This is a genomic window from Actinoplanes oblitus (assembly GCF_030252345.1).
GTDB classification, from domain to species: Bacteria; Actinomycetota; Actinomycetes; order Mycobacteriales; family Micromonosporaceae; genus Actinoplanes; species Actinoplanes oblitus.
Genome location: NZ_CP126980.1, coordinates 5,579,644 through 5,604,997 on the forward strand (window position 1 = coordinate 5,579,644; position 25,354 = coordinate 5,604,997).

At 73.0% G+C, this 25,354-nt stretch carries 25 protein-coding genes; 14 read left to right on the forward strand and 11 right to left on the reverse strand.

The window, feature by feature from the left end; translation table 11 throughout:
• Positions 1 to 7: 7 nt before the first annotated feature.
• Both Actob_RS25195 and Actob_RS25200 read left to right on the forward strand, forming a co-directional pair.
• Positions 8 to 637: a maleylpyruvate isomerase family mycothiol-dependent enzyme gene (locus Actob_RS25195; protein ID WP_284914281.1), complete on the forward strand. Its 630-nt coding sequence runs from the start codon at positions 8 to 10 to the stop codon at positions 635 to 637.
• 166 nt (positions 638 to 803) lie between these two features.
• Entirely contained in the window at positions 804 to 3,863 is a 3,060-nt protein-coding gene (locus Actob_RS25200; protein WP_284914282.1) for a hybrid sensor histidine kinase/response regulator, read from the forward strand.
• Here the strand turns inward: Actob_RS25200 and Actob_RS25205 are convergent.
• From Actob_RS25205 to Actob_RS25220, 4 genes are all read right to left on the reverse strand, one after another.
• On the reverse strand, positions 3,852 to 4,418 hold the full coding sequence (locus Actob_RS25205) for a histidine kinase dimerization/phospho-acceptor domain-containing protein (RefSeq protein WP_284914283.1): 567 nt from the start codon (positions 4,416 to 4,418) through the stop codon (positions 3,852 to 3,854). The genes Actob_RS25200 and Actob_RS25205 overlap by 12 nt on opposite strands.
• Before the next feature lie 166 nt (positions 4,419 to 4,584).
• Positions 4,585 to 5,052: a hypothetical protein gene (locus Actob_RS25210; protein WP_284914284.1), complete on the reverse strand. Its 468-nt coding sequence runs from the start codon at positions 5,050 to 5,052 to the stop codon at positions 4,585 to 4,587.
• On the reverse strand, positions 5,049 to 7,370 hold the full coding sequence (locus Actob_RS25215) for a molybdopterin oxidoreductase family protein (RefSeq protein WP_284914285.1): 2,322 nt from the start codon (positions 7,368 to 7,370) through the stop codon (positions 5,049 to 5,051). The genes Actob_RS25210 and Actob_RS25215 overlap by 4 nt, the downstream gene beginning before the upstream one ends.
• A complete protein-coding gene (locus tag Actob_RS25220; RefSeq protein WP_284914286.1) occupies positions 7,367 to 8,659 on the reverse strand; it encodes a cytochrome P450 in 1,293 nt (430 codons plus the stop codon). The genes Actob_RS25215 and Actob_RS25220 overlap by 4 nt, the downstream gene beginning before the upstream one ends.
• 96 nt (positions 8,660 to 8,755) lie before the next feature.
• Between Actob_RS25220 and Actob_RS25225 the strand changes: the two genes are divergently transcribed.
• Positions 8,756 to 9,109 carry a VOC family protein gene (locus Actob_RS25225; protein ID WP_284914287.1) on the forward strand — a complete coding sequence of 118 codons (354 nt, stop codon included), beginning with the start codon at positions 8,756 to 8,758 and terminating at the stop codon, positions 9,107 to 9,109.
• Between the two features lie 36 nt (positions 9,110 to 9,145).
• Here the strand turns inward: Actob_RS25225 and Actob_RS25230 are convergent, their stop codons facing one another.
• Complete coding sequence (locus Actob_RS25230) at positions 9,146 to 9,826, reverse strand: GntR family transcriptional regulator (protein WP_284914288.1); 681 nt, start codon at positions 9,824 to 9,826, stop codon at positions 9,146 to 9,148.
• 50 nt (positions 9,827 to 9,876) lie between these two features.
• Here Actob_RS25230 and Actob_RS25235 point away from each other — a divergent pair, with 50 nt between their 5' ends.
• The 4 genes from Actob_RS25235 to Actob_RS25250 all read left to right on the forward strand — a co-directional run bounded on the left by Actob_RS25235 (position 9,877) and on the right by Actob_RS25250 (position 13,018).
• Entirely contained in the window at positions 9,877 to 10,491 is a 615-nt protein-coding gene (locus Actob_RS25235; RefSeq protein WP_284914289.1) for a 5-oxoprolinase subunit B family protein, read from the forward strand.
• Complete coding sequence (locus tag Actob_RS25240; RefSeq protein ID WP_407653391.1) at positions 10,386 to 11,339, forward strand: 5-oxoprolinase subunit C family protein; 954 nt, start codon at positions 10,386 to 10,388, stop codon at positions 11,337 to 11,339. The genes Actob_RS25235 and Actob_RS25240 overlap by 106 nt, the downstream gene beginning before the upstream one ends.
• Before the next feature lie 80 nt (positions 11,340 to 11,419).
• Complete coding sequence (locus tag Actob_RS25245) at positions 11,420 to 12,541, forward strand: SGNH/GDSL hydrolase family protein (protein WP_284914291.1); 1,122 nt, start codon at positions 11,420 to 11,422, stop codon at positions 12,539 to 12,541.
• Positions 12,542 to 12,565: 24 nt separating this feature from the next.
• Complete coding sequence (locus Actob_RS25250) at positions 12,566 to 13,018, forward strand: GNAT family N-acetyltransferase (protein WP_284914292.1); 453 nt, start codon at positions 12,566 to 12,568, stop codon at positions 13,016 to 13,018.
• Positions 13,019 to 13,185: 167 nt separating this feature from the next.
• Here Actob_RS25250 and Actob_RS25255 read toward each other — a convergent pair whose 3' ends face one another.
• Both Actob_RS25255 and Actob_RS25260 read right to left on the reverse strand, forming a co-directional pair.
• Positions 13,186 to 14,466 carry a hypothetical protein gene (locus Actob_RS25255; RefSeq protein ID WP_284914293.1) on the reverse strand — a complete coding sequence of 427 codons (1,281 nt, stop codon included), beginning with the start codon at positions 14,464 to 14,466 and terminating at the stop codon, positions 13,186 to 13,188.
• 103 nt (positions 14,467 to 14,569) lie between these two features.
• Complete coding sequence (locus Actob_RS25260) at positions 14,570 to 15,526, reverse strand: ABC transporter substrate-binding protein (RefSeq protein WP_284914294.1); 957 nt, start codon at positions 15,524 to 15,526, stop codon at positions 14,570 to 14,572.
• A gap of 86 nt (positions 15,527 to 15,612) precedes the next feature.
• Here Actob_RS25260 and Actob_RS25265 point away from each other — a divergent pair, with 86 nt between their 5' ends.
• Both Actob_RS25265 and Actob_RS25270 read left to right on the forward strand, forming a co-directional pair.
• Complete coding sequence (locus tag Actob_RS25265; protein WP_284914295.1) at positions 15,613 to 16,416, forward strand: SDR family NAD(P)-dependent oxidoreductase; 804 nt, start codon at positions 15,613 to 15,615, stop codon at positions 16,414 to 16,416.
• Complete coding sequence (locus Actob_RS25270) at positions 16,416 to 17,354, forward strand: class I SAM-dependent methyltransferase (protein WP_284914296.1); 939 nt, start codon at positions 16,416 to 16,418, stop codon at positions 17,352 to 17,354. The genes Actob_RS25265 and Actob_RS25270 overlap by 1 nt, the downstream gene beginning before the upstream one ends.
• Here Actob_RS25270 and Actob_RS25275 read toward each other — a convergent pair.
• Positions 17,340 to 18,299, reverse strand: coding sequence for an iron-containing redox enzyme family protein (locus tag Actob_RS25275; protein ID WP_284914297.1), 960 nt, complete (start codon positions 18,297 to 18,299; stop codon positions 17,340 to 17,342). The two genes, Actob_RS25270 and Actob_RS25275, sit on opposite strands and share 15 nt — an antisense overlap.
• Positions 18,300 to 18,349: 50 nt before the next feature.
• Here Actob_RS25275 and Actob_RS25280 point away from each other — a divergent pair, with 50 nt between their 5' ends.
• The 5 genes from Actob_RS25280 (at position 18,350) to Actob_RS25300 (ending at position 22,758) form a co-directional block, all read left to right on the forward strand.
• Positions 18,350 to 18,580: a CDGSH iron-sulfur domain-containing protein gene (locus Actob_RS25280; protein WP_284914298.1), complete on the forward strand. Its 231-nt coding sequence runs from the start codon at positions 18,350 to 18,352 to the stop codon at positions 18,578 to 18,580.
• Positions 18,581 to 18,584: 4 nt separating this feature from the next.
• Positions 18,585 to 19,097, forward strand: coding sequence for a VHL beta domain-containing protein (locus Actob_RS25285; RefSeq protein WP_284914299.1), 513 nt, complete (start codon positions 18,585 to 18,587; stop codon positions 19,095 to 19,097).
• Positions 19,098 to 19,322: 225 nt separating this feature from the next.
• The gene (locus Actob_RS25290) at positions 19,323 to 19,856 is read left to right on the forward strand and encodes a PadR family transcriptional regulator (protein WP_284914300.1); all 534 of its coding nucleotides are present in this window, start codon (positions 19,323 to 19,325) and stop codon (positions 19,854 to 19,856) included.
• Positions 19,853 to 20,536: an ABC transporter ATP-binding protein gene (locus Actob_RS25295; protein ID WP_284914301.1), complete on the forward strand. Its 684-nt coding sequence runs from the start codon at positions 19,853 to 19,855 to the stop codon at positions 20,534 to 20,536. Before Actob_RS25290 ends, Actob_RS25295 begins: the two co-directional genes overlap by 4 nt.
• Positions 20,533 to 22,758: an FtsX-like permease family protein gene (locus Actob_RS25300; RefSeq protein ID WP_284914302.1), complete on the forward strand. Its 2,226-nt coding sequence runs from the start codon at positions 20,533 to 20,535 to the stop codon at positions 22,756 to 22,758. Before Actob_RS25295 ends, Actob_RS25300 begins: the two co-directional genes overlap by 4 nt.
• A 236-nt stretch (positions 22,759 to 22,994) precedes the next feature.
• Here Actob_RS25300 and Actob_RS25305 read toward each other — a convergent pair whose 3' ends face one another.
• The 3 genes from Actob_RS25305 to Actob_RS25315 all read right to left on the reverse strand — a co-directional run bounded on the left by Actob_RS25305 (position 22,995) and on the right by Actob_RS25315 (position 25,263).
• Positions 22,995 to 23,375 (reverse strand): STAS domain-containing protein, encoded by a 381-nt coding sequence (locus tag Actob_RS25305; RefSeq protein WP_284914303.1) that lies wholly within the window; start codon positions 23,373 to 23,375, stop codon positions 22,995 to 22,997.
• 196 nt (positions 23,376 to 23,571) lie between these two features.
• Positions 23,572 to 24,528, reverse strand: a complete 957-nt coding sequence (locus tag Actob_RS25310; RefSeq protein ID WP_284914304.1) for a hypothetical protein — start codon at positions 24,526 to 24,528, stop codon at positions 23,572 to 23,574.
• A gap of 9 nt (positions 24,529 to 24,537) precedes the next feature.
• Positions 24,538 to 25,263: a TetR/AcrR family transcriptional regulator gene (locus tag Actob_RS25315; RefSeq protein ID WP_284914305.1), complete on the reverse strand. Its 726-nt coding sequence runs from the start codon at positions 25,261 to 25,263 to the stop codon at positions 24,538 to 24,540.
• Between the last annotated feature and the right edge of the window lie 91 nt (positions 25,264 to 25,354).

A 25,354-nucleotide genomic window follows, 5' to 3' on the forward strand; every position in this document is an offset into this window, starting at 1 on the left:
TGCCGCTGTGGATGTCAGGGGAATGATCGCTGACGAGCGGCGCCGGATGGCCGACCTCGTCGAATCGCTGAACGCCGAGCAGCTGCGGACACGCAGCCTGTGCGGGGCGTGGACGGTCAAGGAGGTGGTCGGCCACCTGGTCTCGGCGGTCGCCGCCAGCCGGGCGTCGGCTCTGCTGCTCCTGGTCCGCAGCGGCTTCAATCTGCACAAGGCGAACGCCCGCCTGGCCGCCCAGATGGCCGTCCGCCCGGCCGGTGAGCTCGCCGACATGTTGCGGGCGCACGCGGAGCACCCGTTCCGCCCGCCGGTGGTGGGTTATCCGGGGCAGCTCACCGACCTCCAGGTGCACGGGCAGGACATCCGGCGGCCCCTCGGCCTCGCGCACGACCTCCAGCCGGAGCGGCTGCGCGCGTCGCTGGACTTCCTGGTCGGCGGGCGGGCGGTGGGCTTCGTGCCGAAGCAGCGGCCGGCCGGGCTGCGCTTCGAGGCGCCCGACGTGGCGTGGAGCTGGGGTGACGGGCCGCTGGTCCGGGGCACCGGGGAGGCGATCATGATGACCCTGACCGGGCGGCGGGTCGCGCTGGCCGACCTGTCCGGCGACGGGGTCGCGGAGCTGCGCGGGCGGATGGGCCGCTGAGGCGTGCGGAGCTGATCGACGTACGCGACAGGTCGCTCTGAGCCGAGGACACCGGAGGCCGACCCACCCAGGCCGGCGCGGGGCGGTCAGAGAGCCGGTGGTGGGCCCGGAACCGGCCTAAGCTGTCTCGACAAGGCGCTATATCAGCCTTTTTCAGCTTTTGGGCGTGGGGGTTCCCATGGTGGCGACATTGGCGATCACCGCGCTGTACTTCCTGATCCTGCTGTGGCTGGCGTGGCAGTACCTACGCCACCGAGACCCGCTGCTGCCCGCCGTGATGTCGGTGATCGCCGCCGTGGCGATGCTGTTCGTGCTGACCGTGGTCCAGCTGTTGGTGGGCTCGCCGCCCCGGCCGTTCACGGTGCTGTTCTCCCTGCTGCTGCTGGGCCAGCCGTTCTTCGTGGTACGGATGATCAGCCGGGTGCGACCGGTGCCCACCTGGGGGCTGGTGGCCGCGCTCGCGGCGTGGGTGGCCACCGCCGTCCCGGTCACCGTGCTGCCCCAGCCGATGCCGCACGCCGCGGCGCTGGTGGTCGTCGGCACGTTCTTCGCGGTCGAGGTCGCCGCCGCGGGCCTGCTCGCGGCCGAGGCGCGCCGCCGCGGCGGCGCCGCCCGCCAACGCCTGGGGTACGCCGCCGCGGGTACCGCGTCGTTCGGGGTGGCGCTGCTGCTCGCCGGCAGCGAGATGGCCGGTTCGGTGGTCACCCTGGTGTCCCGGGCGGTGGCGTTGCTGTCGGCGGTGATGTACCTGCTGGCCTTCGCGCCGCCGCGGTGGCTGCGCCAGCACTGGTCGACCGTCGCGGCGTACGCGGTGATGCGGCAGTTGCTCGACGCGCCGGTCGACGAGCCACCGGAGCGCACCTGGCAGCGGTACTGCGAGGGGGCGCGGACGGTGCTCGGCCCGGACGAGGTGGCGGTGGTGTCGCCCACCGCCGAGGGTGGCGTGTGCCCGATGGCCGGCACCCGGCTGCCCAGCACCCCCGGCACCTATCCGGCGGAGGATCTGGACCGGCTCCTGGACCATCCGCCGAACACCGTGGACGCGTTGGCCGGCTGGACCCATCCGCCCCGGCTCGCGGCCGACCTGGCCCGGGCCAGCGGCACCCGGTTCGTGACCGCCGCGCCGATGACGCTGGGCGGGCGCGTCGGCGCACTTCTCATGCTGAACCGGTACCGGGTGTTGTTCGCCGAGGACGACGTCGCGCTCGTCGCCGGGCTGGCCGCGCAGGCCGCCGCCGTGGCCGGACGCGCGACCGTCCTGGCCGCGCAGCAGCGCCTCGCCGTGATCGTGGAGTCGTCCCACGACGCGATCGTCAGCCGCGACCTCGACGGCATCGTCACCAGTTGGAACTCCGCCGCGGAGCAGCTCTACGGGTACACCGCGGCGGAGATGGTCGGCCGGCCCGGCACCGCCATCGTCCCGCCGGAGAACCGGGAGGCCGAGGCCGCGATGCTGACCCGCGCGATGCGGGGCGAACGCGTCGAGCGGCAGAACCTGACCCGCCGCCGTAAGGACGGCACCGACATCACGGTAGCGCTGACCGTGTCGCCGATCACCCTCCCGGACGGCACGGTGGTGGGCGTCGCGTCGATCTCCCGGGACGTCTCGGAACGGCAACGGGCCGCCGCCATGTTCCGGGGACTGCTGGAGGCGGCCCCCGACGCGATGCTCGGAATCACCCGGGACGGCACCATCACACTGCTCAACGCCCAAGCGGCAGGCATGTTCGGATACCGGCGCGAGGAGTTGCTCGGCCAGTGCGTCGACCGGCTGCTACCGCCGGACACCCGGGAAGCATCCGCCCGGCAGCGCGTCGACTACTTCGCCGACCCGGTACCCCAGCGGATGGGCGCCGGGATACCACTGACCGCGGTCCGCAAGGACGGCACCGAGTTCCCCGCCGAGATCAGCCTCAGCGCTCTGGAAACCGACGAGGGGACCATCGTCTCCATCGCGGTGCGCGACCTCACCGAACGGCTGCAGGCCCAAGCCGAGCGGGACCGCCTCGCGGCCGCCGCCGAACACGCCGCCGTCGAGCGCCGTCTGCAGCACACCCGCCGGCTGGAAAGCCTCGGTCAGCTCGCCGGCGGCGTCGCCCACGACTTCAACAACCTGCTCGGGGTGATCTCCAGCTACACCGAACTGCTGCTGGACACCGTCGACGACCCCGCCGCCCGGGCCGACCTGGGCCGGATCGCCCACGCCGCCGAACGAGCCGCCGGACTGACCAAACAACTGCTCGTCTTCGGTCGCCGCGACATCACCCAGGCCCAGGTGCTCAACCTCAACCACGTCGTCGGCGACGTCGAGGAGATGCTGCGCCGCACCCTCGGCGAACACATCCACCTCATCACCGACCTCGACCGGCGGGCCGCGCCGGTCAACGCCGATCCGTCCCAGCTCGAACAGATCCTGCTCAACCTGGCCGTCAACGCCCGCGACGCGATGCCGACCGGGGGCACGCTGTCCATCGACACCACCAACGTCGACCTGACCACCGGCGACGACGTCCCGGGCACGCTGCCGCCCGGCCGGTACGTGCGGCTGCGGGTCAGCGACACCGGCACCGGGATGGCCCCCGAAGTGCTCGAACGAGCGTTCGAGCCGTTCTACACCACCAAGCCACCTGGCGCCGGCAGCGGTCTCGGCCTGGCCACCGTGTACGGCCTCGCCACGGCCGCCGGCGGCGACGTGCGACTGCAGTCCGAGCCCGGCATCGGCACCACCGTCACGGTGCTGCTGCCCGCCACCAGTGCGAGCCCCGCCGCACCGGGGGCCGCGGGCGGACCGTCGGCGGCGGCGCCGGCCACCCAGCAGACGATCCTGCTCGTCGAGGACGAGGACGCGCTGCGCGAGGTCACCGCCCGCATCCTGACCAGGGCCGGTTACCACGTGCTCACCGCCGCGGACGGCACCGCCGCGGTGCACACCGCGGCCACCCACCCCGCCCCGATCCACCTGCTGCTCTCCGACGTCATCATGCCGGGCATGACGGGCAACCAGGTCGCCGCCCACATCCGGGCCATCCACCCGGAGACCCCGGTGCTCTACATGTCCGGCTACGCCCAACCCTTCCTCGCCGAGAACGGCACCCTGCCACCCGATGTCACCATCGTCGAGAAGCCCTTCACCAGCCAGCAACTGCTCACCCACATACGGCGCATCCTCGAACCGCGCCAGGCGACTCACGCCGATCCGGCCGCACCGCGCGGGTCACAGCGGTGAGGCCACGTTGTCGAGCAGCCGCTGCAGGTCCCTGGCGCACTGGTAGATCACGCTCAGCTGGCGGGCGTGTGCCGGATCCACGGTGTCGTCGTCGGTCAGGATCTCCGCCCAGCCGAGAATCTTGGCGACCGGATGGCGGATGTGATGCGACAACTCCCGCCGGCCATCGTCGTCGCCGAGGCTGAGCCACATGGCGGTCAGCCGCGGCACCGCGGTACGAGCCACCTCGATCTCACGGTGGCGCGGGAAACCACCCATCGACGCCAACCCGTGCCGGCAGCCGGCGCACAGCGGCAGATGAGCCTGGCCGTCCACCGATTCGGCCGGCCGCAGGCAGGCGATCTGCGAGCCCGGGTCGACCATGACGCAGCAGTCGAAGCCGGCCGGCGTGAAGTCCTCCACCCGCAACCCCTGCTCGGCGAGTTGTTCCTCCAGCTCACCGGCGAGCCGGTCGCTGACCCAGAACCGGTCCCGGTACAGCCGGTGACAGCCACCCTGCCCATCGACATGAGGCACCGGCGAGAGCCGCCAGCCGCGGGCGTGAATCAGCTGCATGGTGCTCCCTGCGCCAATGGTTCACCCCGACGGAGTGCCCCGGACCCCGAACATCGGCCGGCGGAGCGCCGACATGAAGGCCCAGGCACACCCCGAGGCACGTTGTTTCCGGGGCCGGCCGGCCGCGCGGCGCCCCGGCCTCGTGGCCAGGGTGACGATCAGCCGGTCAGGCGGCGATCAGCGACTGCGGCGCGGCCGCTTTCAGCCGGGTGTTGAGCCAGGACAGCTGCCGGGAGTTCTGCCCGGACGCGTGCCGGCACAGCTCGATCAGCTCGTCGTCGCGCAGCGCCCGCGCCGCCTGGAGGACCACCGTCCAGGTGGTCTGCACCAGGGTGCCGAGCACGTGCAGGTCCTGCAGGTCGCGCAGCAGCCCGACCGGCCCGGTGCGCACCTCGGCCAGGCCGGCCGCGTGCAGCCGCTCCGGTTCCTCGACGTCGCCGGAAGCCGCCGAGGAACCGTACCGGTCCACGATCGGCGCGAGCCGCCGCGCCTGCTTGTCGCTCATCTTCGCCAGGGTCTGGCAGATGAACAGCACGTCCGGATGCTTGGCGTGGCCCCGCCCCACGGTGCGCAGCGAGTCGGCGAACGTCTGCTCGGCGTGCCGCGCCAGCCGGAGATAGGTCACCAGGTTCATCGTCGTCCTCCAGCCCGGACCTTGCTGACCCGGCACGCGGCGGTCTTGAAGCAGGGCTGTTTGGAGACCGGATCCCAGACGGTCATGGTGAGTTCGTTCGCCTGCCGGTCCTCCCCGCCGTAGTGGAACGGCGCGAAGACCGCGCCCTCCTTGACCCGCCCGATCCGGGCCGGCGCCTCGATCGAGCCACGCGGCGACTCGACCCGCACCATGTCACCCTCGGCGATCCCGAGCCGTTCGGCGTCGGCCGGGGACAGCTCGACCCACATGTCCGGGGCCGCCCGGCGCAGCGGCTCGGCGCGGCCGGTCTTGGTCCGGGTGTGGAATTGGTGGACGGTCCGGCCGGTCGTGTAGAGCAGCGGATACTCCTCGCTGGTCGGCTCGTGGGCGGGCGTGTAGTCGGCGCCCTTCAGGAACGCCCGGCCGTCCGGACGCAGCGCCCGGTGCTCCTGCTGGGTGACGGCGGCCCCGGTGAGCAGGTCGTGGCCGTAGGTCTCGCAGTACTCGGTGGCGCTCGGGAAGACCGCGTCGGTGTAGAGCCGCTCGGTGCCGTCCGGGGCCGCCTCGGTGACGGGCCACCGGATGCCCGTCGGTCCGCGCAGTTTCGCGTACGTCAGTCCGCTGTAGTCACACGGCCGGCCCGCGCTGGCCGCCCGCCACGCGTCGAACGCCTCCTCCGGCGTCCGCCACTTGACCAGCGGAGCGCCGTCGTCGTCCCGGAAGTCCATGGCGTCCGCGTAGGCCAGGAAGATGTCCAGGTCGCTGCGTGCCTCGCCGGGCGGGTCGACGGCCTTCTCGGACAGGTGCACGGTGCGGTCCGCGTTGGTGAAGGTGCCGGTCTTCTCACCCCAGCCGGCGGCCGGCAGCACCACGTCGGCGAGCCGGGCGGTCTCGGTCAGGAACAGGTCCTGGACCACCACGAAGCACTGCTCGCCGGCGAGGATCCGGCGGATCCGGGCGGATTCCGGCATGGACACCGCCGGATTGGTGGCGGAGATCCACAGGAAGCCGATCGAGCCCTCCTCGGCGTAGCTGATGATCTGCATGGCGTGCGTCGGATCGGCCCAGTGCGGAATCTTCAGCGGATCGACGTTCCACAGCTCGGCCAGCTGCCGGACGTGCTGCTCGTCGTCCCAGTTGCGGAATCCGGGCAGGTCGCCGTCGGCACCGCACTCCCGGTTGTTCTGCGCTGTCGGCTGCCCGTTCATCTGCAGGATGCCGGCGCCCGGCCGGCCGATCATGCCGCGCAGCAGGTGCAGGTTGTTCACCGCCACGGCGGCCGCGGTGGCCTGGTGCGACTGGTAGAAGCCCTGCAGCACGGTGGAGAGCACGGCCCCGCCGGTACCGAAGATCCGGGCGGCCCGGCGCAGCTCCGCCGGGTCGATGCCACAGATCTCGGCGACCCGCTCCGGGGTGTACCAGCCGACGACCTCCCGCAGCTCGTCGACGCCGAGGGTGTGCTCGGCCACCCACGTGTCGTCGACCCAGCCGTGCTCGAACAGTTCGCGGGTGAGACCGTTCATCAGCGCGAGGTTGGTACCGACGCGCGGGGCCAGGTGCACGCCGCCGGTCCGCACGGCCTCCTCGGCGACCTTGGTACGGCGCGGGTCGACGCAGACCAGCACCGGCGGGTGGGGGCCGCGGGTGCGGTCCAGGACCCGGCTCCACAGGACGGTCTGCGTCTCGGCGAGGTTGTGGCCGTACAGAAAAATGGTGTCGCAATGCTCGATGTCGGCGTAGCAACCGGGTTGCCCGTCGGCGCCGAACGACTCCTTGAGCGCGGCAGCGGCGGTCGCCGTGCACAGCCGGGTGTTGCCGTCCATGTGCGGGGTGCCGAGGCCGGCCTTGCCGATCACCGACAGCGTGTAGTACTCCTCCAGGAACAGCTGGCCGCTGGTGTAGAAGCCATGCGACAGCGGTCCCTTCTCGCGCAGCAGCCGCTGCGACACCTCGACGATCCGGCCCATCGCGGCCGGCCAGTCGCACTCGACCAGGGCCCCGCCCTCGCGGATCATCGGCCGGGTCAGCCGGTCGGCCGCGTGGGACCACACGGTGCTGCCGTACAGGCCCTTCGGGCCGAGCCGGCCGTGGTTGACCTCGTCGCTCGCCCGGCCGCGGACCCCTACCATCCGGCCATCCTTGACCGCGATGTCGCAGCCGCAGCCATTGCTGCACAGCAGGCAGGCGCTGTGCACCCAGCGGTCGACCTGCTCCTCGGTGACGCCCGGGTCCAGGTGCTGATCGACCCGGACCGGCCACACCGTGCCCTTGGCGTGCGGCGTCCCGGCACCCCAGATATCAACGGTTCTGTCTGTCACCCGGGTTGGCTACCCTGGCCGTCCCCCGCCGAAACGGTGTGCCGCGCCGCGCCGGTACCGGTCACCCGCAGCTCGACCCGGCTGCGGGGCAGCGCCGGGATGCGGCGCAGCGAGATGCTCAGGTCCTGGTCGCCGGGCACTTCGTAGTCGAGCCGGGCCAGCCGGATCGCCAGGGTGGACAGCAGGGCGACGGTGACGTCCTCGCCGGGGCACCGATGCCCCTCCCGCGGATCGCCGCCACCCTGCGGGATCAGCTCGTCGCGACCGGGTTCGCGGCCGAGGAACCGGTCCGGGTCGAACCGGTACGGGTCCGGCCAGAGCCGCGAGTCGTGGTTCTGCCCGTAGATGTCCAGCAGCACGAGGGAGCCGCTCGGGATGTGCTCGTCCTGGAAGGTCAGGTCCCGGACGGCGGTCCCGCCGACGAACGGGGCGAACGGGTAGAAGCGGCGTAGCTCGTGGGCGAAGGCGACGGCGTAGCCGAGGTCGCCGTCGCGCAGCGGGTCGCGCAGCTCCGGCCACCGGTGCAGCGCGTGCCCGGCGAACGTGACGAACCACGACACCGCGACCGTCGGCCGCAGCACGTTGAGCAGCTCGACCGCGGCACGCTCCGGCGTCAGCAGCCGCCCGTCGGTCTCGGTGTGCCGGGCCACCAGGCCGAGCACCGAGTCGTCCGGCTCGCCGGCCCGGTGCTGCTCGATCACCCCGGCCAGCCGGCGTTCCAGGCGGCCGCGGGCCCGGCGCGCCCGCCAGTGCCGGGGCCCGCCGGTGGCGAACCCGTCGACCAGCGCGGTCAGGTCCGCCGCCGTCCGGTCCAGGTCGGCGGGGTCGAGCGGCACCTCGGCCCAGTCGTGGACCGCCCTGGTCAGCACCCGGGCGGTCGCGTCGAACAGAACCACCCGCGGCTGGGTGGCCCAGTCGGCGGCCGCGCTGTCCCAGACCTGCCCGGCGCGCTCGGCGAGCCGGCCGACCCGGTGCGGATCCTTGAGCCCGGCCAGGAACATCAGCTTGCGGTTGCGGTGCTCGATGCCGTCGAGGGTGTGGATGGCGCCGTACCCGAACAGCGTGCCGCGCACCGGCTCGGGAAGAGCGCCGTGCCGCCGCACGTGCGACTCGTCGTAGAAGAACCGCACCGCCTCCGGCCCGCGCAGCCCGACCGCGTGCTTGCCCATCAGCCGCGTATGCATGATGTCCGGGTCCGGCGACCGGCGCCACCGGCCGGGGAACCAGGAGTAGCCCTGAACGGCGAGACCGAGGCTGTCGTCAACGAGGGGATGCCGATGCACAGACATGCGCCCTGCTATTCCCGCCCGGACCGGCCGGAAACGGCATCACCCCGCCGTTCCCCGGGTATCGCCGATGACCAACCCACCGATCGGAGGAATCTGATGACGAGCCGTTTCACGCAGTGGACCCTGGACGTCGACGACGTGCGCCGGCAGGCCGCGTTCTGGTCGGCCGCCCTCGGCTACGAGATCGAGTACGGCCCCGACGGCGACGCGCACCTGCTGCCTCCCGACGGCGGCCTGACCGTCTGGCTCCAGCCGTCCGCCGCCGGGAAGTCCGCCAAGAACCGCAACCACCCCGACCTGGTCGCCACCGACGGCGACGTGTCCGCCGAGGTCGCCCGCTTGCTCGCGCTCGGCGCCACCCGAGCCGACGTGGGCCAGACCGGCGACGAGCCGTTCACCGTCCTGGCCGATCCGGAGGGCAACGAGTTCTGCCTCCTCCACCGCCACTGACCCGGATCAAACCCGACTCACGGTACGGCGGGGAAGTCACCGCCGCAGCGCGGCGCCGATCTGCCGCTCGGCGGCGGCCAGATAGGTCGCCAGCTCGTCAGCGGCCTCACCTCGGCGACCGGCGGCGAGCTGGGCGGCGATCCGGGTGTTCTGCCGCAGGTACGGCTCGTGGAAGTCGCGGACCGCGCCCATCCGGTGAAAGATCAGCCGCATCTCGGCGAGCAGCAGGCCCATCTGGTGATCGAGCCGGGGGCTGCCGGCCAGCGCCGCCACGGCGCGGTGGAAGTCCTGGTTGGCGTCGGCGACGGCGGGCCAGTCGGCAGCGGCGGCAGCGGCCCGGCCCCGCTCGACGGCGGTGGTGACCCGGGCGACGGCGGCCGGGTCTCCGGCCAGGTCGCCGGAGCGCAGCGCGGCCGGCTCGATCAGGCGGCGGGCCCGGTAGACGTCGCGGACGTCGTCGGGGCCGGGCACGGCGACGAAGACCCCGCGGTTCTGCTCGCGCACCAGGATCCGCTCGCCGATCAGCTGGCCGAACGACTCACGGACGGTGTTGCGGGAGACCCGCAGCGCCTCGGCGAAGGCCTGCTCGGGCAGCCGGGCCCCGGGTGGCAGCCGGCCCGCAGCGATCTGCTCGCGGATCGCGCCGGCGACCCGGTCGGCGGTCGATGAGGTGGCGGCGACGCGGGTGGCGGCGAGGGCGGCCAGCACGGAGTCCACGGGAGCACCCTACTCTTGTTGAATTGTTGAGCAATCCCTAGGCTGAGGCCGTGAGGGTGCTGCGGTACGGGGATCGGGCGCTGCTGGTGGACCTCGGCTCCGAGGCCGGGCCACTCGCCGCCGCCGCGCTGGCCCGGGCCTGCCGGGAGCAGGTGCCGGGCCTGCTCGACGCGACGCCGGCGGCGCGGACCGTGCTGCTCGCGCTCGACACCCGCACCGATCCGTCCGAGGTGCGCCGCCGGCTCGCTGAGGTGCGCGTCGATCGCCCCGGCGCGGCGGCAGCGGGACTCGTCCGGATCGTGGTGCGCTACGACGGCCCGGACCTGGCGGAGGTGTCCGAGCTGACCGGCCTCTCCCCCGGCGAGGTCGTCCGGCGGCACACCAGCGGGACCTGGCAGGTGGCGTTCGGCGGTTTCGCGCCCGGCTTCGCCTATCTCGTCGGCGGCGACCCGGCCCTCGCGGTGCCCCGGCGTTCCGAGCCGCGCACCTCGGTGCCGGCGGGTTCGGTGGCGCTCGCCGGCGAGTACAGCGCGGTCTACCCCCGCCCGTCGCCGGGCGGATGGCAGTTGATCGGGACCACCTCGGCGCGGCTGTGGGACCTCGACCGGGAACCGCCCGCCCTCCTGCAGCCGGGCGACCGGGTGAAATTCGAGGTGACAGCGTGATCGAGGTCCTCGCACCCGGCCCCCTGGCGACGATCCAGGACCTCGGGCGGCCCGGCTTCGCCGCCGTCGGGGTCGGCCGCTCGGGCGCCGCCGACCGCGCCGCCCTCACCCTGGCCAACCGCCTGGTCGCCAACCCGGAGGGCGCCGCCTGCGTGGAGACCCTGCTCGGCGGCCTGACCGTGCGAGCGCTGCGCCAGGTCTGGGTGGCGATCGCCGGGGCACCCGCGCCGGCCACCGTCGACGGCACCCCGGCCGGGCACCACGCACTGTTCACCCTGCGCCCCGGCCAGCGGCTGCGGCTCGGCACCCCGCCCACCGGCCTGCGCACCTATCTCGCCGTCCGTGGCGGTGTCGACGTGCCACCCGTGCTCGGCTCCCGCAGCCGCGACACCCTGTCCGGCATCGGGCCCGAGCCCCTCGCCGTGGGCACCCTGCTGCCGATCGGCCCGGAACCGCCGGCCTGGCCGGTCACCGAGGTCGCCCCGGTGCCGGTCCCGCCCGGCGGCCCGGTCACGCTGCGGGCGATCCGCGGACCCCGGGACCATTTCCTCACCGACCCGCTGGCGCTGCGGCGCGACGGCTGGACGGTCTCGTCCCGGTCCGACCGGATCGGCCTGCGGCTGACCGGCAACGTCATCCCGGTCGACCCGGCGGCCGCCGGCATCCCCAGCGAAGGCCTGGCCCGAGGCGCCGTGCAGCTGCCGCCGGGCGGCGAGCCCGTGGTGTTCCTGGCCGACCATCCCACCACCGGCGGATACCCGGTGGTGGCGGTGCTGCTCGACGCCGACGTGGACCGCGCGAGCCAGCTCCGCCCGGGGCAGCCGGTCCGGATCGCGCTGACCGACTGAGTGGGAGCGCTCTTGCGAGCGGACAGTCGAAGCGCTTGAATCGATCCTGGCCGATGCCCCGAGTCGCCAGGAGCGAAGACATGAACCGTACGTCCCGGCACGCGCTGGCCGCGCTCGGCGCCGCCCTGATCCTCGGCACGACGACCGCCGGACCGGCGACCGCCGCCGGACCCGCGGCGGGCACGTCGGCGCGCTCCCAGGTGCACACCGCCGGCCGCGTCGGCCCGGTACCGGGCGGCACCGGCTTCACCTGGCCGGGCGTCTACTTCGAGGGTCGCTTCCTCGGCACCAGCGTGGGACTGGCACTCGACGACGCGGTCAACGACTACGACGTGCGGGTGGACGGCGGGCCGCCGATCACACTCGTCACCCCGGGCAGCGGCACCCACTGGATCGGTGGGCTGGCCCGGGGCGCGCACACCGTACGCCTGGCCAAGCGGACCGAAAGCCCCTGGAACCTGGCGGTGTTCAGCGGTCTGGTCGCCGGTCCCGGCGGGCGGATCCTGAGCCGCCCGGCGGCCCGGCACCGGCAGATCGAGTTCATCGGCGATTCCTGGACCGCCGGGTACGGCGACATGTCCACCACCCGCGACTGCTCCGGCGCCGGGGTGCTGACCCGCAACAGCAACGCCGACCAGGCCTTCGGCGCCCGGACCGCCCGTGCGCTGCACGCGGACTACCAGGTGAACGCGTGGTCGGGCATCGGGATGGTGCGCAACTACAACGGGAGCAACCCCGGCACCGACTACCGCACCTACTACGACCGGGCGTTCCAGGCGGTCGACGCGACGGTGTGGCGGCGGCCGCCCTCCTGGCATCCGCGGGTGGTGGTGATCGGGCTGGGCATCAACGACTTCTCGACGGCGCTGAACCCCGGCGAGAAGTGGGCCGACGAAGCCGCCCTGGCCGCCGACTTCCAGGCCGCCTACCAGGGATTCCTGGACAAGCTCCGGGGCATCTACGGTCCGGGCGCCTATTTCGTGCTGACCTATCCGGACCTGAGTTACCGGACCACCGCACTCGCCGACTCGATCCAGCGGATCGTCGCCGGGCGCACCGACCGGGTGCGGGCGCTCTACTACGACAACACGGCGCTGGGCCTGGACCTGATGGGCTGCGACTGGCACCCGTCGCTGCACGACCACGCGGCCCTGGCCGGCGCGCTCACCGACGAGCTGCGCACCCTGCCGATCAGGTGGTGATCGGGGTGCGGGCATGATGCCCGCATGACATCCACGGTACGTCGCGCCACCACCGAGGACCTGCCCGAGGTGGCGACGCTGTTCGCCGGATATCTCGACTTCTATCGGCGACCGGCGCCCCGGGAGACCATCCTCGCGTTCCTGCGGGAGCGGCACGAGCGCGACGAGTCCATCGTGCTGCTGGCCCGCACCCCGGGCGGGGAGCCGGCCGGGTTCGTCACCGTCTACCCGACCTTCTCCTCGCTGTCGATGGCACCGGTGTGGACCCTCAACGACCTGTTCGTCGCGCCGGCGGCCCGGCGCCTCGGCGTCGGCCAGGCCCTGGTGCGTGCCTGCGCCGCCGAGGCCCGGGCGGCCGGCGCGATCGGGGTCCAGCTGCAGACCGCGCCGGACAACACGAGCGCGCAGGCGCTGTACCGGTCCGAGGGCTTCGAACCGGACACCTTCAGCGCCTACTACCTGCCGCTCCCCCGCTAGCGGCGCAGCGTGGCCGACTGCTCCAGGCGGGCCGGCTTCGCCGGGTCGCGCACCGCGTAGGGGGCGGTCACCAGGCCGTCGTCGATCCGGACCGGGACGACCGTGTCGATCTCACCGTCGGACCGGAACAGCAGCGCCGGGCGGCCACGGGGAAGATCCCCACCCGCTCAGCCCGCGGGGGCGACGATCGGGGCGGTGTTGTCGGACGGGTCGGACTCGGCGGACGGCCCGGCGTTGCGCACGGTGACCGAGCCACCGGTGACCGGCCCGTTGCCGACCTCCAGCAGGACGGTCCGCGTCACCGTGCCGCGACCGGACGCCGTGGGCGGGAACCAGTCATCCGAGCGGCAGGTCATGGTGCGTCCGCCGTCGGGGGTCGCGCAGCCGTACGCGGGCCGCAGCCGGGTGCCGGCCGGGGCGACGACGTCGACGATCGGGCCGGTGGCGTCGGACGGGCCGTGGTTGGTGACCGTCCAGGTCAACTCCGCGGTGTGGCCGGCGCCCCGGCGCAGCGGCGGCACCGCCACGGCGAGGTCGAGCGTGTTGGGCTGGGTCCAGACGGAGAACGGCACCCGGTTGTCGGCGGGCCGCGGGTCGCCGCCGGTGATCTGGACGTCGACCCGGCCCCGCAGCTCGGCCGGGCCGGCGGCGTTCGTGCCGACCATGGCACGCAGCCGTGGCCACGACCCGGCGAGTTCGTCGACCTCCCACTCGCCGCCCGGCGGGATGTACGCCTCGTACGCACAGCGGACCGGCCGCCGGTCGAACTGGTTGCCATCGGTGCCGAGCCGGGAGTCGCAGCCGAATCCCGGGTCCCAGAGGGCGACGCCCTCCGGCATCCGGATCACGAGCATGGTGGTGATGGCCTCCACGTCGCCGTTGTTCTTCAGCGTGATGGGGAACAGCTGCTCGCCGGGGGCGGCCGGGGCCGCGGCACTGCCGACCGGCGGCACGATCGCTGTCACGTCGGGGCCGCGTGCCCCGATGGTGATGGCGACGGCGGTGCTGTTGTCCCCCGGGTCGGCGTCGGCCTCGGCTGCGGTGAACGACAACCCGAGCCGGCCGGCGGGGCCCGGCCGGGCGCCCTTGCGCGAGGTGATGCGTATCGGCCGGGCCTCGGAGACGCCGTAGGCCTGGAACTCCTCGCCGAACGGGCACCGCAGCAGCAGGCCCGTCCGGGTGCACGTGGCGTCCCCGGAAGTCACGGTGATGTCACGGCTCAGCCCGGCGAGATCGAATGTCAGGACCAGGTCCGTGGCGGTGACCGGACCGGTGTTGTAGAGGTTGATGAGCGGCTTGACCCCGTTCGCGGCGACGGCCACCGGGCCGTTACCGGCGAAGGTCGCCGACAGGTTGGGCAATTCCTCGGGCGCGGCGGAGACAGGAGTCGCGCCGACAGGCACGACCACTAGGACGGCGGCGGCGAGCACTACGAAGGTTCCACGCATGACGGCACGCTATGCCGCATCGAGAAGCTTCGACATGACTGGGACGACATCCGACAGCGTGTCACCGACCGGACATCCAGCATTTCCGCGGCGCTCCGAGCGGTCAGGGCAGCAGGGCGTTCAGGTCCGGTTTCGCGGTCAGCAGGTGGTCGGTGACGGCCAGGTCGGCCAGGGTCTCCACCGACGCGCGGTTGACCTCGGCCGGGAACTTGGGCAGAACCAGCGCGGACCGCACCTCGGGAGCGATCTTGGTATAGGTGCCGAGGACGCCACGGACCTCGTCCGGATGCTGGTCGGCGTACGCCAGAGACTCCTTCATCGCGTCGGTGAAGCGCTTGACCAGATCCGGGTTGCCGGCGATCAGCTGCTGCGAGGTGAAGTACATGGCCACGGTCAGGTCCGGGGCGACGTCCACGTAGGGCGACGCGATCCGGCGGGCCCCGGCCGCGATCGCCGCCTGCTGGAACGGCTCGACCACGAAGATGGCGTCGACGCTGCCCTTCTGCAGGGCCGGGACCTGGTCGGGGAAGGCCAGTTCGGTGAACCTGACGGCGGCCGGGTCGCCGCCGTCCTCGCGCACCGAGGCGCGCACGCTGGTCTCCACGATGTTCTTCAGGGTGTTCGCGGCGACCGTCTTGCCGGCCAGCTGCCTGGGCGACGTGATCGGGCTGTCCGCCCTGACGAACAGGCTGCCGAAGTCCTTGCCGTCGGCGCCGGTCGAGTTGTTGCCGTTCGAGACCACCTTGATCGGCAGGTTCTTGGCGGCGCCGAGCAGCAGCGAGACGGTGTTGCTGAAGCCGAACTGGTATTCGCCGCCGATCACCGCCGGGACGATCGCGGCGCCGCCCTGCGCCGTGGTGAGCGTGAGGTCGATGTTCCGGTCGCGGAAGAAGCCCTTCTCCTTGCCCAGGTAGATCGGGGCCACGTCGACGATCGCGATCACCCCGGTGTTGACCTTGTCGAGCTGTCCGGCGGTCCCCGGCGTCTTCTCATCGTTGCCGCCGCACCCGGCGACGAGCAGGATCACCGCGGCGAGCGCCGCGAACAGCCTGGCATTCATCAACGCAAGGTAGGGCAGTCATCGGCGTACGTCAATGATCACTCGCCCGTCGCATAGGTGGCGCTTTCCGGGGCATCCCGGAACGCATGACGACACCGAGTGAGAATCCGTTCGCCGTGGTCACCGGCGCCTCCAGCGGCATCGGCTACGAGCTGGCCCGGCGGCTCGCCGAGCACGGCCACGACCTGCTGATCATCGCCGAGGACGAGGGCATCGAGGACGCCGCCGCGGACCTGCGCCGGGACGGGCGCAACCAGGTGGTGGCGGTCCGCGCCGACCTGGCCGAGCGGGCCGGCGTGGAGCAGGCGTGGGCGGCGGTCGAGGCGACCGGCCGGGACATCGACGCGCTCGCGCTCAACGCCGGCCGGGGCATCGGCGGGGCGTTCGTCGGCGGCACCGACCTGGCGGCCGAACTCGACATCATCGACGTGAACATCACCTCGACGGTGCACCTGGCCAAGCTGGCGCTGCCCGGCATGGTCGCCCGCGGTTACGGCCGGGTGCTGATCACGTCGTCGATCGCGTCCATGATGCCCGGCACCTACCAGGCGGTCTACAACGCGTCGAAGTCGTTCACCCAGTCGTTCGCCGAGGCGCTGCGCGCCGAGCTGAAGGACACCGGGGTGACGGTTACCGCGCTGATGCCCGGCCCGACCGACACGAACTTCTTCCACCGCGCCGAGATGGACGACACCCGGGTCGGCACCGGCCCCAAGGACGACCCGGCACAGGTCGCCGAGCAGGGCATCCGGGCGCTGCTGGCGGGCAAGGAGAAGGTGCTCGCCGGATCGGCGAAGACCCGGGCGCAGGCGGTGGCGAGCAAGATCATGCCGGACAGCGCCAAGGCGGAGATGCACCGCAAGATGGCCGAGCCCGGGTCCGGGAACTGATGGGCGACGACGAGGCCCTGCTGCGTCTCGGGCAGCGGCTGCGGGCCGGCGGCTACCGGTTCACCACTGTCACCCCGGCGACCCACGCGCGGGTGAACCGGCGGCCCGGCAACGAGGTGGCCCGGGACCTGCGGGACGTGTTCGGCTGGAGCCGGCCGTTCCCGCCGGAGGTGGTGCCGGGCGAGCTGCGGGAGCTGATGCTGGCCGCCGGCGTGGTCGACGACGGCGGCCAGCTGTGGCGCAGCCGGGTGCGGTTCTCCAGTTACGACGACGAGCTGTTCGTGCATTCGGCGTTCCCGACCGACGCGCCCGAGTCGGTGTTCTTCGGCCCGGACACGTACCGGATGGCGGAGGCCGCCACCGAGTGTCTGCGGGCTCGCCGCGAACCGGTGACCCGGGCCGCCGACATCGGGTGCGGCACCGCGGCCGGCGCGATAGCCGTCGCGAAGCGAGCGCCGCACGCGCAGGTGCTGGCCGTCGACATCAACGACACCGCATTACGGTACGCCCAGGTCAACGCCCGCCTGGCCGGGACCGGCGGGGTGCTCCCCCGGCACAGCGACCTGCTCGACGACGTCGACGGCGACTTCGACCTGATCATCTCGAACCCGCCGTTCATGGTGGATCCGGCCGGCCGGGTCTATCGCGACGGCGGCGGCCCGGACGGCAACGAGCTGTCCCTGCGGATCATCGACGTCGCCGCGAAGCGGCTCACGCCGGGCGGCACCCTGGTGCTGTTCAGCGGCACCGGGATCGCCGGCGGCCACGACCCGCTGCGCGCGGCCGCCGCCGACCGGCTGGCCGGCACCGGCCTCGACTGGACCTATCGCGAGGTCGACCCGGACGTGTACGGCGAGGAACTGGACGGTCCGGCGTACGCCGGGGCCGAGCGGATCGCCGTGGTGGTGCTGACCGCCACCCGGTCACTCACACAGTGACGAACGGCCTGTGGCCCAGGCGTCCAGCACCGCCTGGGCCCACAGGTTGTCGACGGCCAGCGCGCACCGGGCACCCCACAGCACCTGCCCGGCCAGCTCCGGCTCGGCCTGCGCGAACGTGCCGCACATGTCGTGCGCGGCGATCTGCTCGTGCACCGCGTCGGCCTCCACGTGCTCGTCGTAGAACGCGGTGGCGCTCGCGTCGCCACCGAGGCGGCGCAGGCCGTTGCCGTACGACCGGTTCGGCAGCGACGAGGTCATCTCGTAGGCGGCCAGATGGCCCAGCACCGCGCCACGACGGGCCCGGTGCAGCCCGAAGAACGACATCAGGTTGTTCACCGCCAGGGTGCTGGCCGGCACCGCGTGCACGTACGCGCCGTACGTCAGGTCCAGGTCGAACCAGGCCATCGTCTGCTTGAACAGCTCCTGGTGCATCCGGGCGGTGACGCCGCCGCCGTACTCGTCGGCCTGGATCTCGACCAGCGCGGCCTTGGCCCGACCGCTCAGCCGCGGGATCGCGAAGGTGTGCGGATCGGCCTCGCGCAGGTGGTAGACCGACCGGTGCATGACGAACTCGCGGAACTGCCCGTGGGTGGCCCGCCCGCGCAGGTAGCCGGAGAGCGACGGCCCGTCGTCGGCGGCCACGATCGCGGCGAGCGCGGCCGGCACCGTCTCCGGGTCGGCGGCGACCGGCGGCCCGACCAGCTCGTGCAGCCGTTCCTGCCAGCGGGTTTCCAGCTCGGCGCGGAGCCGGAGCAGGTCCAGCCGCCACTCCCAGGCGTCGTCGACCCCGTCCCAGCCCCGGTAGGCCAGCTCGTAGCAGATGAACAGCGACAGGTGGAAGTCCTCGTCGTCGTCCGGGACGGCGGTGAAGTCGGCCGCACCGCCGGCCAGGGCGTCGACGAGAGCGCTGGACAGGGACCCTCGCGGCGCCGGCAATTTCATGGCCGGACGGATGCCCGTTTGCGCTTCGCCGAAACGGGGATCTTTGCGCCATGACATCGACCATCACCCCGTACGAGGACGGACCGCTGCTCGTACGCGGCGACTTCGAGCTGGTCAGCCCGGACGGGACGCCTATCGACCCGGCGCGCCGGACCATCGCCCTGTGCCGCTGCGGCAAGTCCGCCGACAAGCCGTTCTGCGACGGAACCCACAAGACGGTGCGGTTCAAGGCCGGCACCGGACGGGACAACCCGCCGCCGAGCGCCGGCGGACTACCGTGACCGTGTGACGGAGAAGCTCCCCGATGTCCCGCCGGGTTACCAGCCGCCCCCGATCGTCGCCTATCAGCCGCCGCCTCCGCCGCCGGACCGCAAGCGCACCGGCCTGATCGTCGCGGCCTCGGTTCTCGGCGCGCTGCTCGCCGCCGGTGGTGCCCTGGTGGTCCTGCGGGCCGCCCCCGCCGATCCGGCGCCGCCGGCCGCGGCCGCGCCGGTCGGGCCGGCAGCGGCGGGCACCGCCGAGCTGGCGGCGGTGCCGGCCGGCGACGAGTGGCGGCTGAAGAGCGCCGAGAACGGCGCCACCACGTCGATCCACTTCAGCAACGAGACCGCCGGCCCGGTCAAGATCCTCTGGCTCGGCTACGACCGCGAGCGGGTCTTCTACACCGAGCTGGCCCCGGGGCAGGGCTACGACCAGCAGACCTACGCCGGGCACGTGTGGGTGGTGACCCGGGCCGACGGCACCACGATCGCCGCCTTCCAGGCGACCGCGGCACCGGCCCGGGCCACCGTCCGCTGACAGGGCGGCCGCCGAACCGGGCCAACCCACCGTCCTGACCGGGATCAGCCGGCCGGAGCGAGTGCCGGCTCCCGGTCGGCGGCCGCGATGGCGACGATGGTCAGATCGACCAGCAGCATGAACGTGCTCAGCGAGACGGCGAGCAGCGGCAACCATTTGTGCATGCCGGGCACGATGCCGACTGGGTATATACGCGGCGTATACTCTGAGCGTACAGTGGGCCGCATGAGCGTACCGCTGACCCTCCTCGGCCTGCTCGAGCGCGCCCCGAGCCACGGCTACGACCTGAAACGCGACTACGACACCTTCTTCGGCGTCGGCAAGGCGCTGTCCTTCGGGCAGGTCTACGCGACGCTGAGCCGTCTCACCCGGGACGGCAAGGTGGTGATGGACGAGGTGGCCCCGGGCGAGGGCCCGGACCGCAAGCGCTACGTGATCACCGAGCAGGGCGCCACCGAGGTGAGCGCCTGGCTGGCCGACCCGGTCGCGCCCGAGCCGCACCTGCAGAGCCTGCTGTTCACCAAGGTGGTGCTGGCACTGATGCTGGACCGGCCGGCCGAGGCGTACCTCGACGCGCAGCGGCAGGCGCACATCGCCCGGATGCGCGAGCTCACCGAGATCAAGCGGTCCGGCGGGCTGGTCGAGGCGTTGCTCGCCGACCACGGGCTGTTCCATCTGGAGGCCGACCTGCGGTGGATCGACACGACGTCGGCACGGCTGGACGCGTTGCGTACCCGGATCCGGCAGGCGAAGCCGTGACCGCCGCGCTCACCGCGCGTGGCGTCGTGTTGTCCTTCGGCGCCACCCCGGCGCTGCGCGGCGCCGACCTGGCCGTCGCCGAGGGCGAGATCGTGGCGGTGATGGGCCCCAGCGGTTCCGGCAAGTCCACGCTGCTGCACTGCCTGGCCGGCATCCTGGTGCCGGACGCCGGCGAGATCCACTTCGACGGGCGGCGGATCGACGACCTCGGCGAGACGGCGCGCAGCGAGCTACGTCGCGACAGGTTCGGGTTCGTGTTCCAGTTCGGTCAGCTGGTGCCCGAGCTGTCCGCCGTGGAGAACGTCGCGCTGCCGCTGCTGCTGAGCGGGGTGCGCCGCGACGCCGCGACCCGGCAGGCACGCGACTGGTTCGGCCGGCTCGGCCTCGACGGGCTGGAGGGCCGCCGCTCCGGTGAGCTCTCTGGGGGCCAGGCGCAGCGCGTCGCCCTGGCTCGCGGCCTGGTCGCGCGGCCGCGGGTGCTCTTCGCCGACGAGCCGACCGGTGCGCTCGACTCGCTCACCGGCGAGCAGGTGATGGAGCTGCTCGTCGGTTCGGCGCGGGAGCAGGGCACCACGGTGGTGCTGGTGACCCACGAGGGGCGGGTCGCGGCGTACGCGGATCGGCTCGTCATGGTCCGCGACGGCCGGGTGACCACCCCTGCCGAGGTGACCATCCCATGATCTCTCTCGGGCTCCGTCTCGCGGTGGCGGGCGGTCGCGAGGCCGTCACCCGGCTGCTCGTGCTGGCCGCCGCCGTCGCGGTCGGCGTCGGCATGCTGCTCGCCACGGTCGCCGGGATCCACGCGGTCGGCGCGCAGAACCTGCGTTACTCCTGGCTGAACAGCGCCGTGACCAGCGCCGCCACCGGCGCCGAGGCCCGCGACCCGGCGATGTGGTCGGTTCGCGAGGACTTCTTCGACGGCCACCCGATGGCCCGCGTCGACGTGGCGGTTTCCGGCCCGGACGGCCCGGTGCCGCCCGGCCTGGCCGCCCTGCCCGGCCCGGGCGAGTACTACGTCTCCCCCGCCCTCGACCGGCTGCTGCGCGCGCACCCCGCCGACCAGCTCCGCGACCGGTTCCCGGGCCGGCCGGCCGGGGTGCTCGGTCGCGCCGCGCTGCCCTCACCGGACTCGCTGATCGTGATCGTCGGCAACACCCGGGAGGAGGCCGGCCGCATCGCCGGGACGACCGAGATCACCCGGATGGTGACCGTCTCCCCGGACAAGTGCCGCGACTGCGTGATCGGTCTCGGCTCCAACGGCATCGTGCTGACCCTGTCGGTGGTGGCGGCCGCCCTGCTCTTTCCCCTGCTGATCTTCATCGGGACGGCCACCCGGCTCGCCGCGGCCCGTCGCGAGCAGCGGTTCGCCGCGATGCGGCTGGTCGGCGCCACGCCCCGGCAGATCACCCAGCTCGCCGTCGTCGAGTCGGCCCTGGCCGCGGTCACCGGCACGATCGCCGGGTTCGGCGTGTTCCTGCTGGCCCGGGCCGGGCTGGCCGGGATCCCGTTCACCGGCGAACCGTTCTTCCCCGGCGACCTGTCGCTGACCGGCACCGACGTGCTGATGGTGCTCGCCGGTGTGCCGCTGGCCGCCGCGGTCGCCGCACGCGTCGCGCTGCGCCGGGTCCGCGTCTCCCCGCTCGGCGTCACCCGCCGGGTCACCCCGAAACCGCCGCGCGCCTGGCGGGTGCTCCCCCTGCTGGCCGGGCTCGCCGAGCTGGCCTACCTGGTCGGTCACCGGCCACCCACCACCGAGGGCCAGCTGTTCGGCTACCTGTCCGGGATCCTGGTCGTGATGATCGGCCTGATGATCGCCGGGCCGTGGCTGACGATGGCCGGTTCCCGGCTGCTCGCCCGCCGGGCACACCGCGCGTCCACGCTGATCGCCGGGCGGCGGCTCGCCGACGACCCGCGCGCCGGGTTCCGCGCGGTCAGCGGCCTGATGCTGGCACTGTTCGTGACCAGCACCGCGACCGGCGTGATCACCGCGATCGTCGCCGAGCGCTCGGACCGCACCCCGGGCTCGGCCGGGCACGACTTCGTGTCGGTGGCCATGCTGCCCGACGACGTGGGCGTGCCGGCCGGCCGCGTCTCGGCGCCCGGCCACCTGATCCGCGTCAACCCGGACCGGCGGCCGGAGCATCATCTCCAGGTCACCGACGGACAGGTGGGGATCGACATCCCGGACCTGCCCGGCCTGATCTCCTGCGCCGAACTCGCGACGATTCCCGGCGGCGGCACCTGCCCGGCCGGTGCGCAGGTCGCCCAGGTCTTCCCCGACCTGAACGCGCCGGAGTTCATGCCGGCCACCGCGGCCGGCCCGTCCTGGCCCGCCTCCACCAGGACCGCCGCCCAGCTGGCCGGCCTTAATGTCATCGACGTCGTGCTGCCGACCGACGGCACGCCCGCCGCTGTCGAGCGCGCCCGGACCATGCTGAACAGGGCTTTCCCGTACGGCCGGCTCGCCGCCACGGAGAGCGACTACGCCAGCGACTTCACCCGGCAGCTGTACCAGTTCCAGCGGCTCGCCGATGTCGTGATCGTCGCCAGCCTGGTGATCGCCGGTTGCAGTCTCGCGGTCAGCGTGACCGGCGGGCTCACCGAGCGCCGGCGCCCGTTCGCGATGCTGCGCCTGACCGGGGTGCGCCTGGCCGAGCTGCGCCGGGTGGTGGCGCTGGAGACCACGATCCCGCTGCTGAGCGTCTCGGTCGTCGCGATCGGCGTCGGCTTCCTCGCCGCCCACCTGTTCCTGCGCTCGCAGATGCGGTACAGCCTGCACGCCCCCGGCCCGGCCTACTACGTGACGGTGGCCGTCGGGCTGCTCGCCTCCATCGCCGTCCTCACCTCGACCATGCCGCTGCTCGCCCGGATGACCGGCCCCGCCGCCGCCCGCAACGAGTGACACCCGCGGACCGCGGGCCGGTGCCGGATCCGCTCCGGCCTGCGGTCCGCCGCTTGACGGTACGCCCGGTCCGGTCCCGCCCCGCACACAGGCTCGCGCGGCGGAACCGGGCGCCGCCGCGTACCGGAAAGCGGGCGGGCCCGGAGCGCACGCCCGCCTCGCGCCGGTCCGCGGTCAGGCCGGCGGACGGCCCGGTGCGTCGCGACGGCAGGGGTCATCGTGCCGTTCTCGGGTGCCTAGGGCCCGTCCATGACCTGCCCCGGGTCCCCGAAGAGCTTCACCACGTCGGTGATGCACAGCACCTGGTGCACGATCGGGCAGACCGCGGTGATCGACAGCCGGCTCCCGGCCGCCTCGGCGAGCTCGAAGCAGGCCTCCAGGGCTCGGATCCCACCGGAGTCGACGAACGTCAGCGGACCGGCGTCGAACTCGAGCGCCCGGCCGGGGTGCTCCCGCAGCAGGGTGGTCACCCGGTCCACCAGGCCGCCGGCCTCGCGGCGGTCCAGCTCGCCGCTGAGCACCAGGCGCAGCGGTGCCCCCGGGCCGGTGGCGACGCGACACACCTGCAACCGGCACTGCCCGGACACGTCGAGAGACGCTCGATAGCCGCTGCTCAAGGAACTCTCCCGCCCATCGTGAGGCCGCGGTCCCTCGCTGCTGAAGGTTTGACGCTGTGACCCACGGTAGTCCACCACCGCCTCGGGGACGGCACCATCGTCGGCTGTTCACCCGGCGTGTGACGGTCAGATCCCCTCCGGTACGGCGGGGGCGCTCCGGTCGTACCGGAAACGGGTTCCGCCGATCGCGCGGACCTCAGCCGTCGATGCAGCGGGACAGGTTGGCGATGCTGACGACCAGCGCGGTGAGGTAGGCGTCGATCCGCCAGACGGTGGCGACGACGCCGGCCAGGCGGGCGGCCAGCACCGGCAGCGGGACGACGGTGCCGCCGGCGGCCCAGACGATCACCCGGGCGACCAGGTCGCCGATGATGCCCCGGACGATGTCCCGGGTCAGCAGGATCACGTCGCCGGCCGCCCTGGTCAGCACGGTCATCGCGGTGGAGGTGGCGGCGAGGCCGCGCAGGCCGACCACGTTGTTCCCCATGATCGCCAGGTAGGCGCGCACGTCGGACCGGTCCCGGTCCGGGAAGTCCCGGTCGAGGCAGCGTTGCAGACCGCCGGCGATCCGGTCCAGGCCGGCGGCCATCGCCTGCCACTGGCCGGCCTGCTTGGCGACCACCTCCGGGGTGCCGGTCAGGTCGTCGAGCATCCGGCCCAGGTCCGGCACGTGGGTCACCGCCCAGTCCAGGCCGCCGGCGCGCAGCAGGGCGAACGTGTCCTCGACCGGCAGCGCGAACTCGGCGACCGGCGCGGCGTCGGCCAGCAGCGGCTCGACCCACTCACGGGACGTCACCGTCTCCAGGACGTCCTCGATGATCTCGGAGGCCCGGTCCTCCATGGTGCCCACGTCGTCGGCGGGCATGCCGAGCATGGCGGCGAACCCCTCGACCCCGTCGGCCACCCGCTGGAACCCCTGGACGAACAGCTCCAGGGTCTCCTCCAGGTAGGCCACCAGCTCGCCGTGCCGGACCACCCGGTCGCCGAGCCCGGTCAGGATCCAGCCGCAGCGCGCCCCGAACGCGGCCTGGTCCTGCTCGAACCGCTGCACGTCGTCGCCGATCCGGCCGAGCCGCGCCCGCAGCACCTCGAGCCGGGCCGCGTGCACCCGAAACCGTTTCGCATCGATCGGCTGCTCGGCGGAACTCGACACACGAGCACTCTAGGCGAGCCCGTCGATCATCAACCGCAGGGTGAAGTCGAACCGGTCGTGGGTGCTGCCGGCGGTGAGCTCGGCGGCGTGCCGCTTGGTGTGCGGGAAGCTGTCGGGCAGCGCGGCGATCCGGCTGAGCAGCTCCTCGCGGCCGACCACCCAGCCCTCGTGTCCACTGCCGACCCGCCGGTTCACCAGCGAGAGCTCCAGACAGTACGCGTTGATGTAGAGCAGCAGCGCGTCCATCCCCCAGGCGGCGGCCCGCGGCTCGATGCCCCCGGCGAGCAGGATGCCGAGCATGCCCTCGGCCAGGCGCAGGGTGTCCTGATGAGACGGGGCGGCGGCGAAGGCGGCCCGGGAGATGCCGGGATAGCGCAGGTACTGGTCGCGCAGCCGGGTGCAGACGCCGATCAGATCCGCCTTCCAGGTGGCCGGGTCCGGCTCGGGCAGCTCGATCTCGGCGCACAGCCGGCCGATGAGCAGCTCGTCCAGGTCCTCCTTGTTGACCACGTGGGCGTAGAGCGAGGCCGGGCCGGTCTCCAGCGCGGCGGCCAGCCGGCGCATGGTGAGCGCCTCGTAGCCCTCGGCGGCCACGATGCCGAACGCGGTGCTGACGATCGCGTCGACGGTGATCGGTTTCTTGCCGCCGCCGGACGGCCCGCGCCGGACGGCGGGCGCGGGCGGACCGCCGAGCTGGTGTCGCGCCGCGCGCCGTTCCTGCGGAGTGGGTGACATACCGGCAGCCTAGCCCATGACGAACGGTGTTCTGCACCACAAGAACGGTGTTCGTATTGTTCAGAACGGTGTTCGTCCGTACAACGGTAGG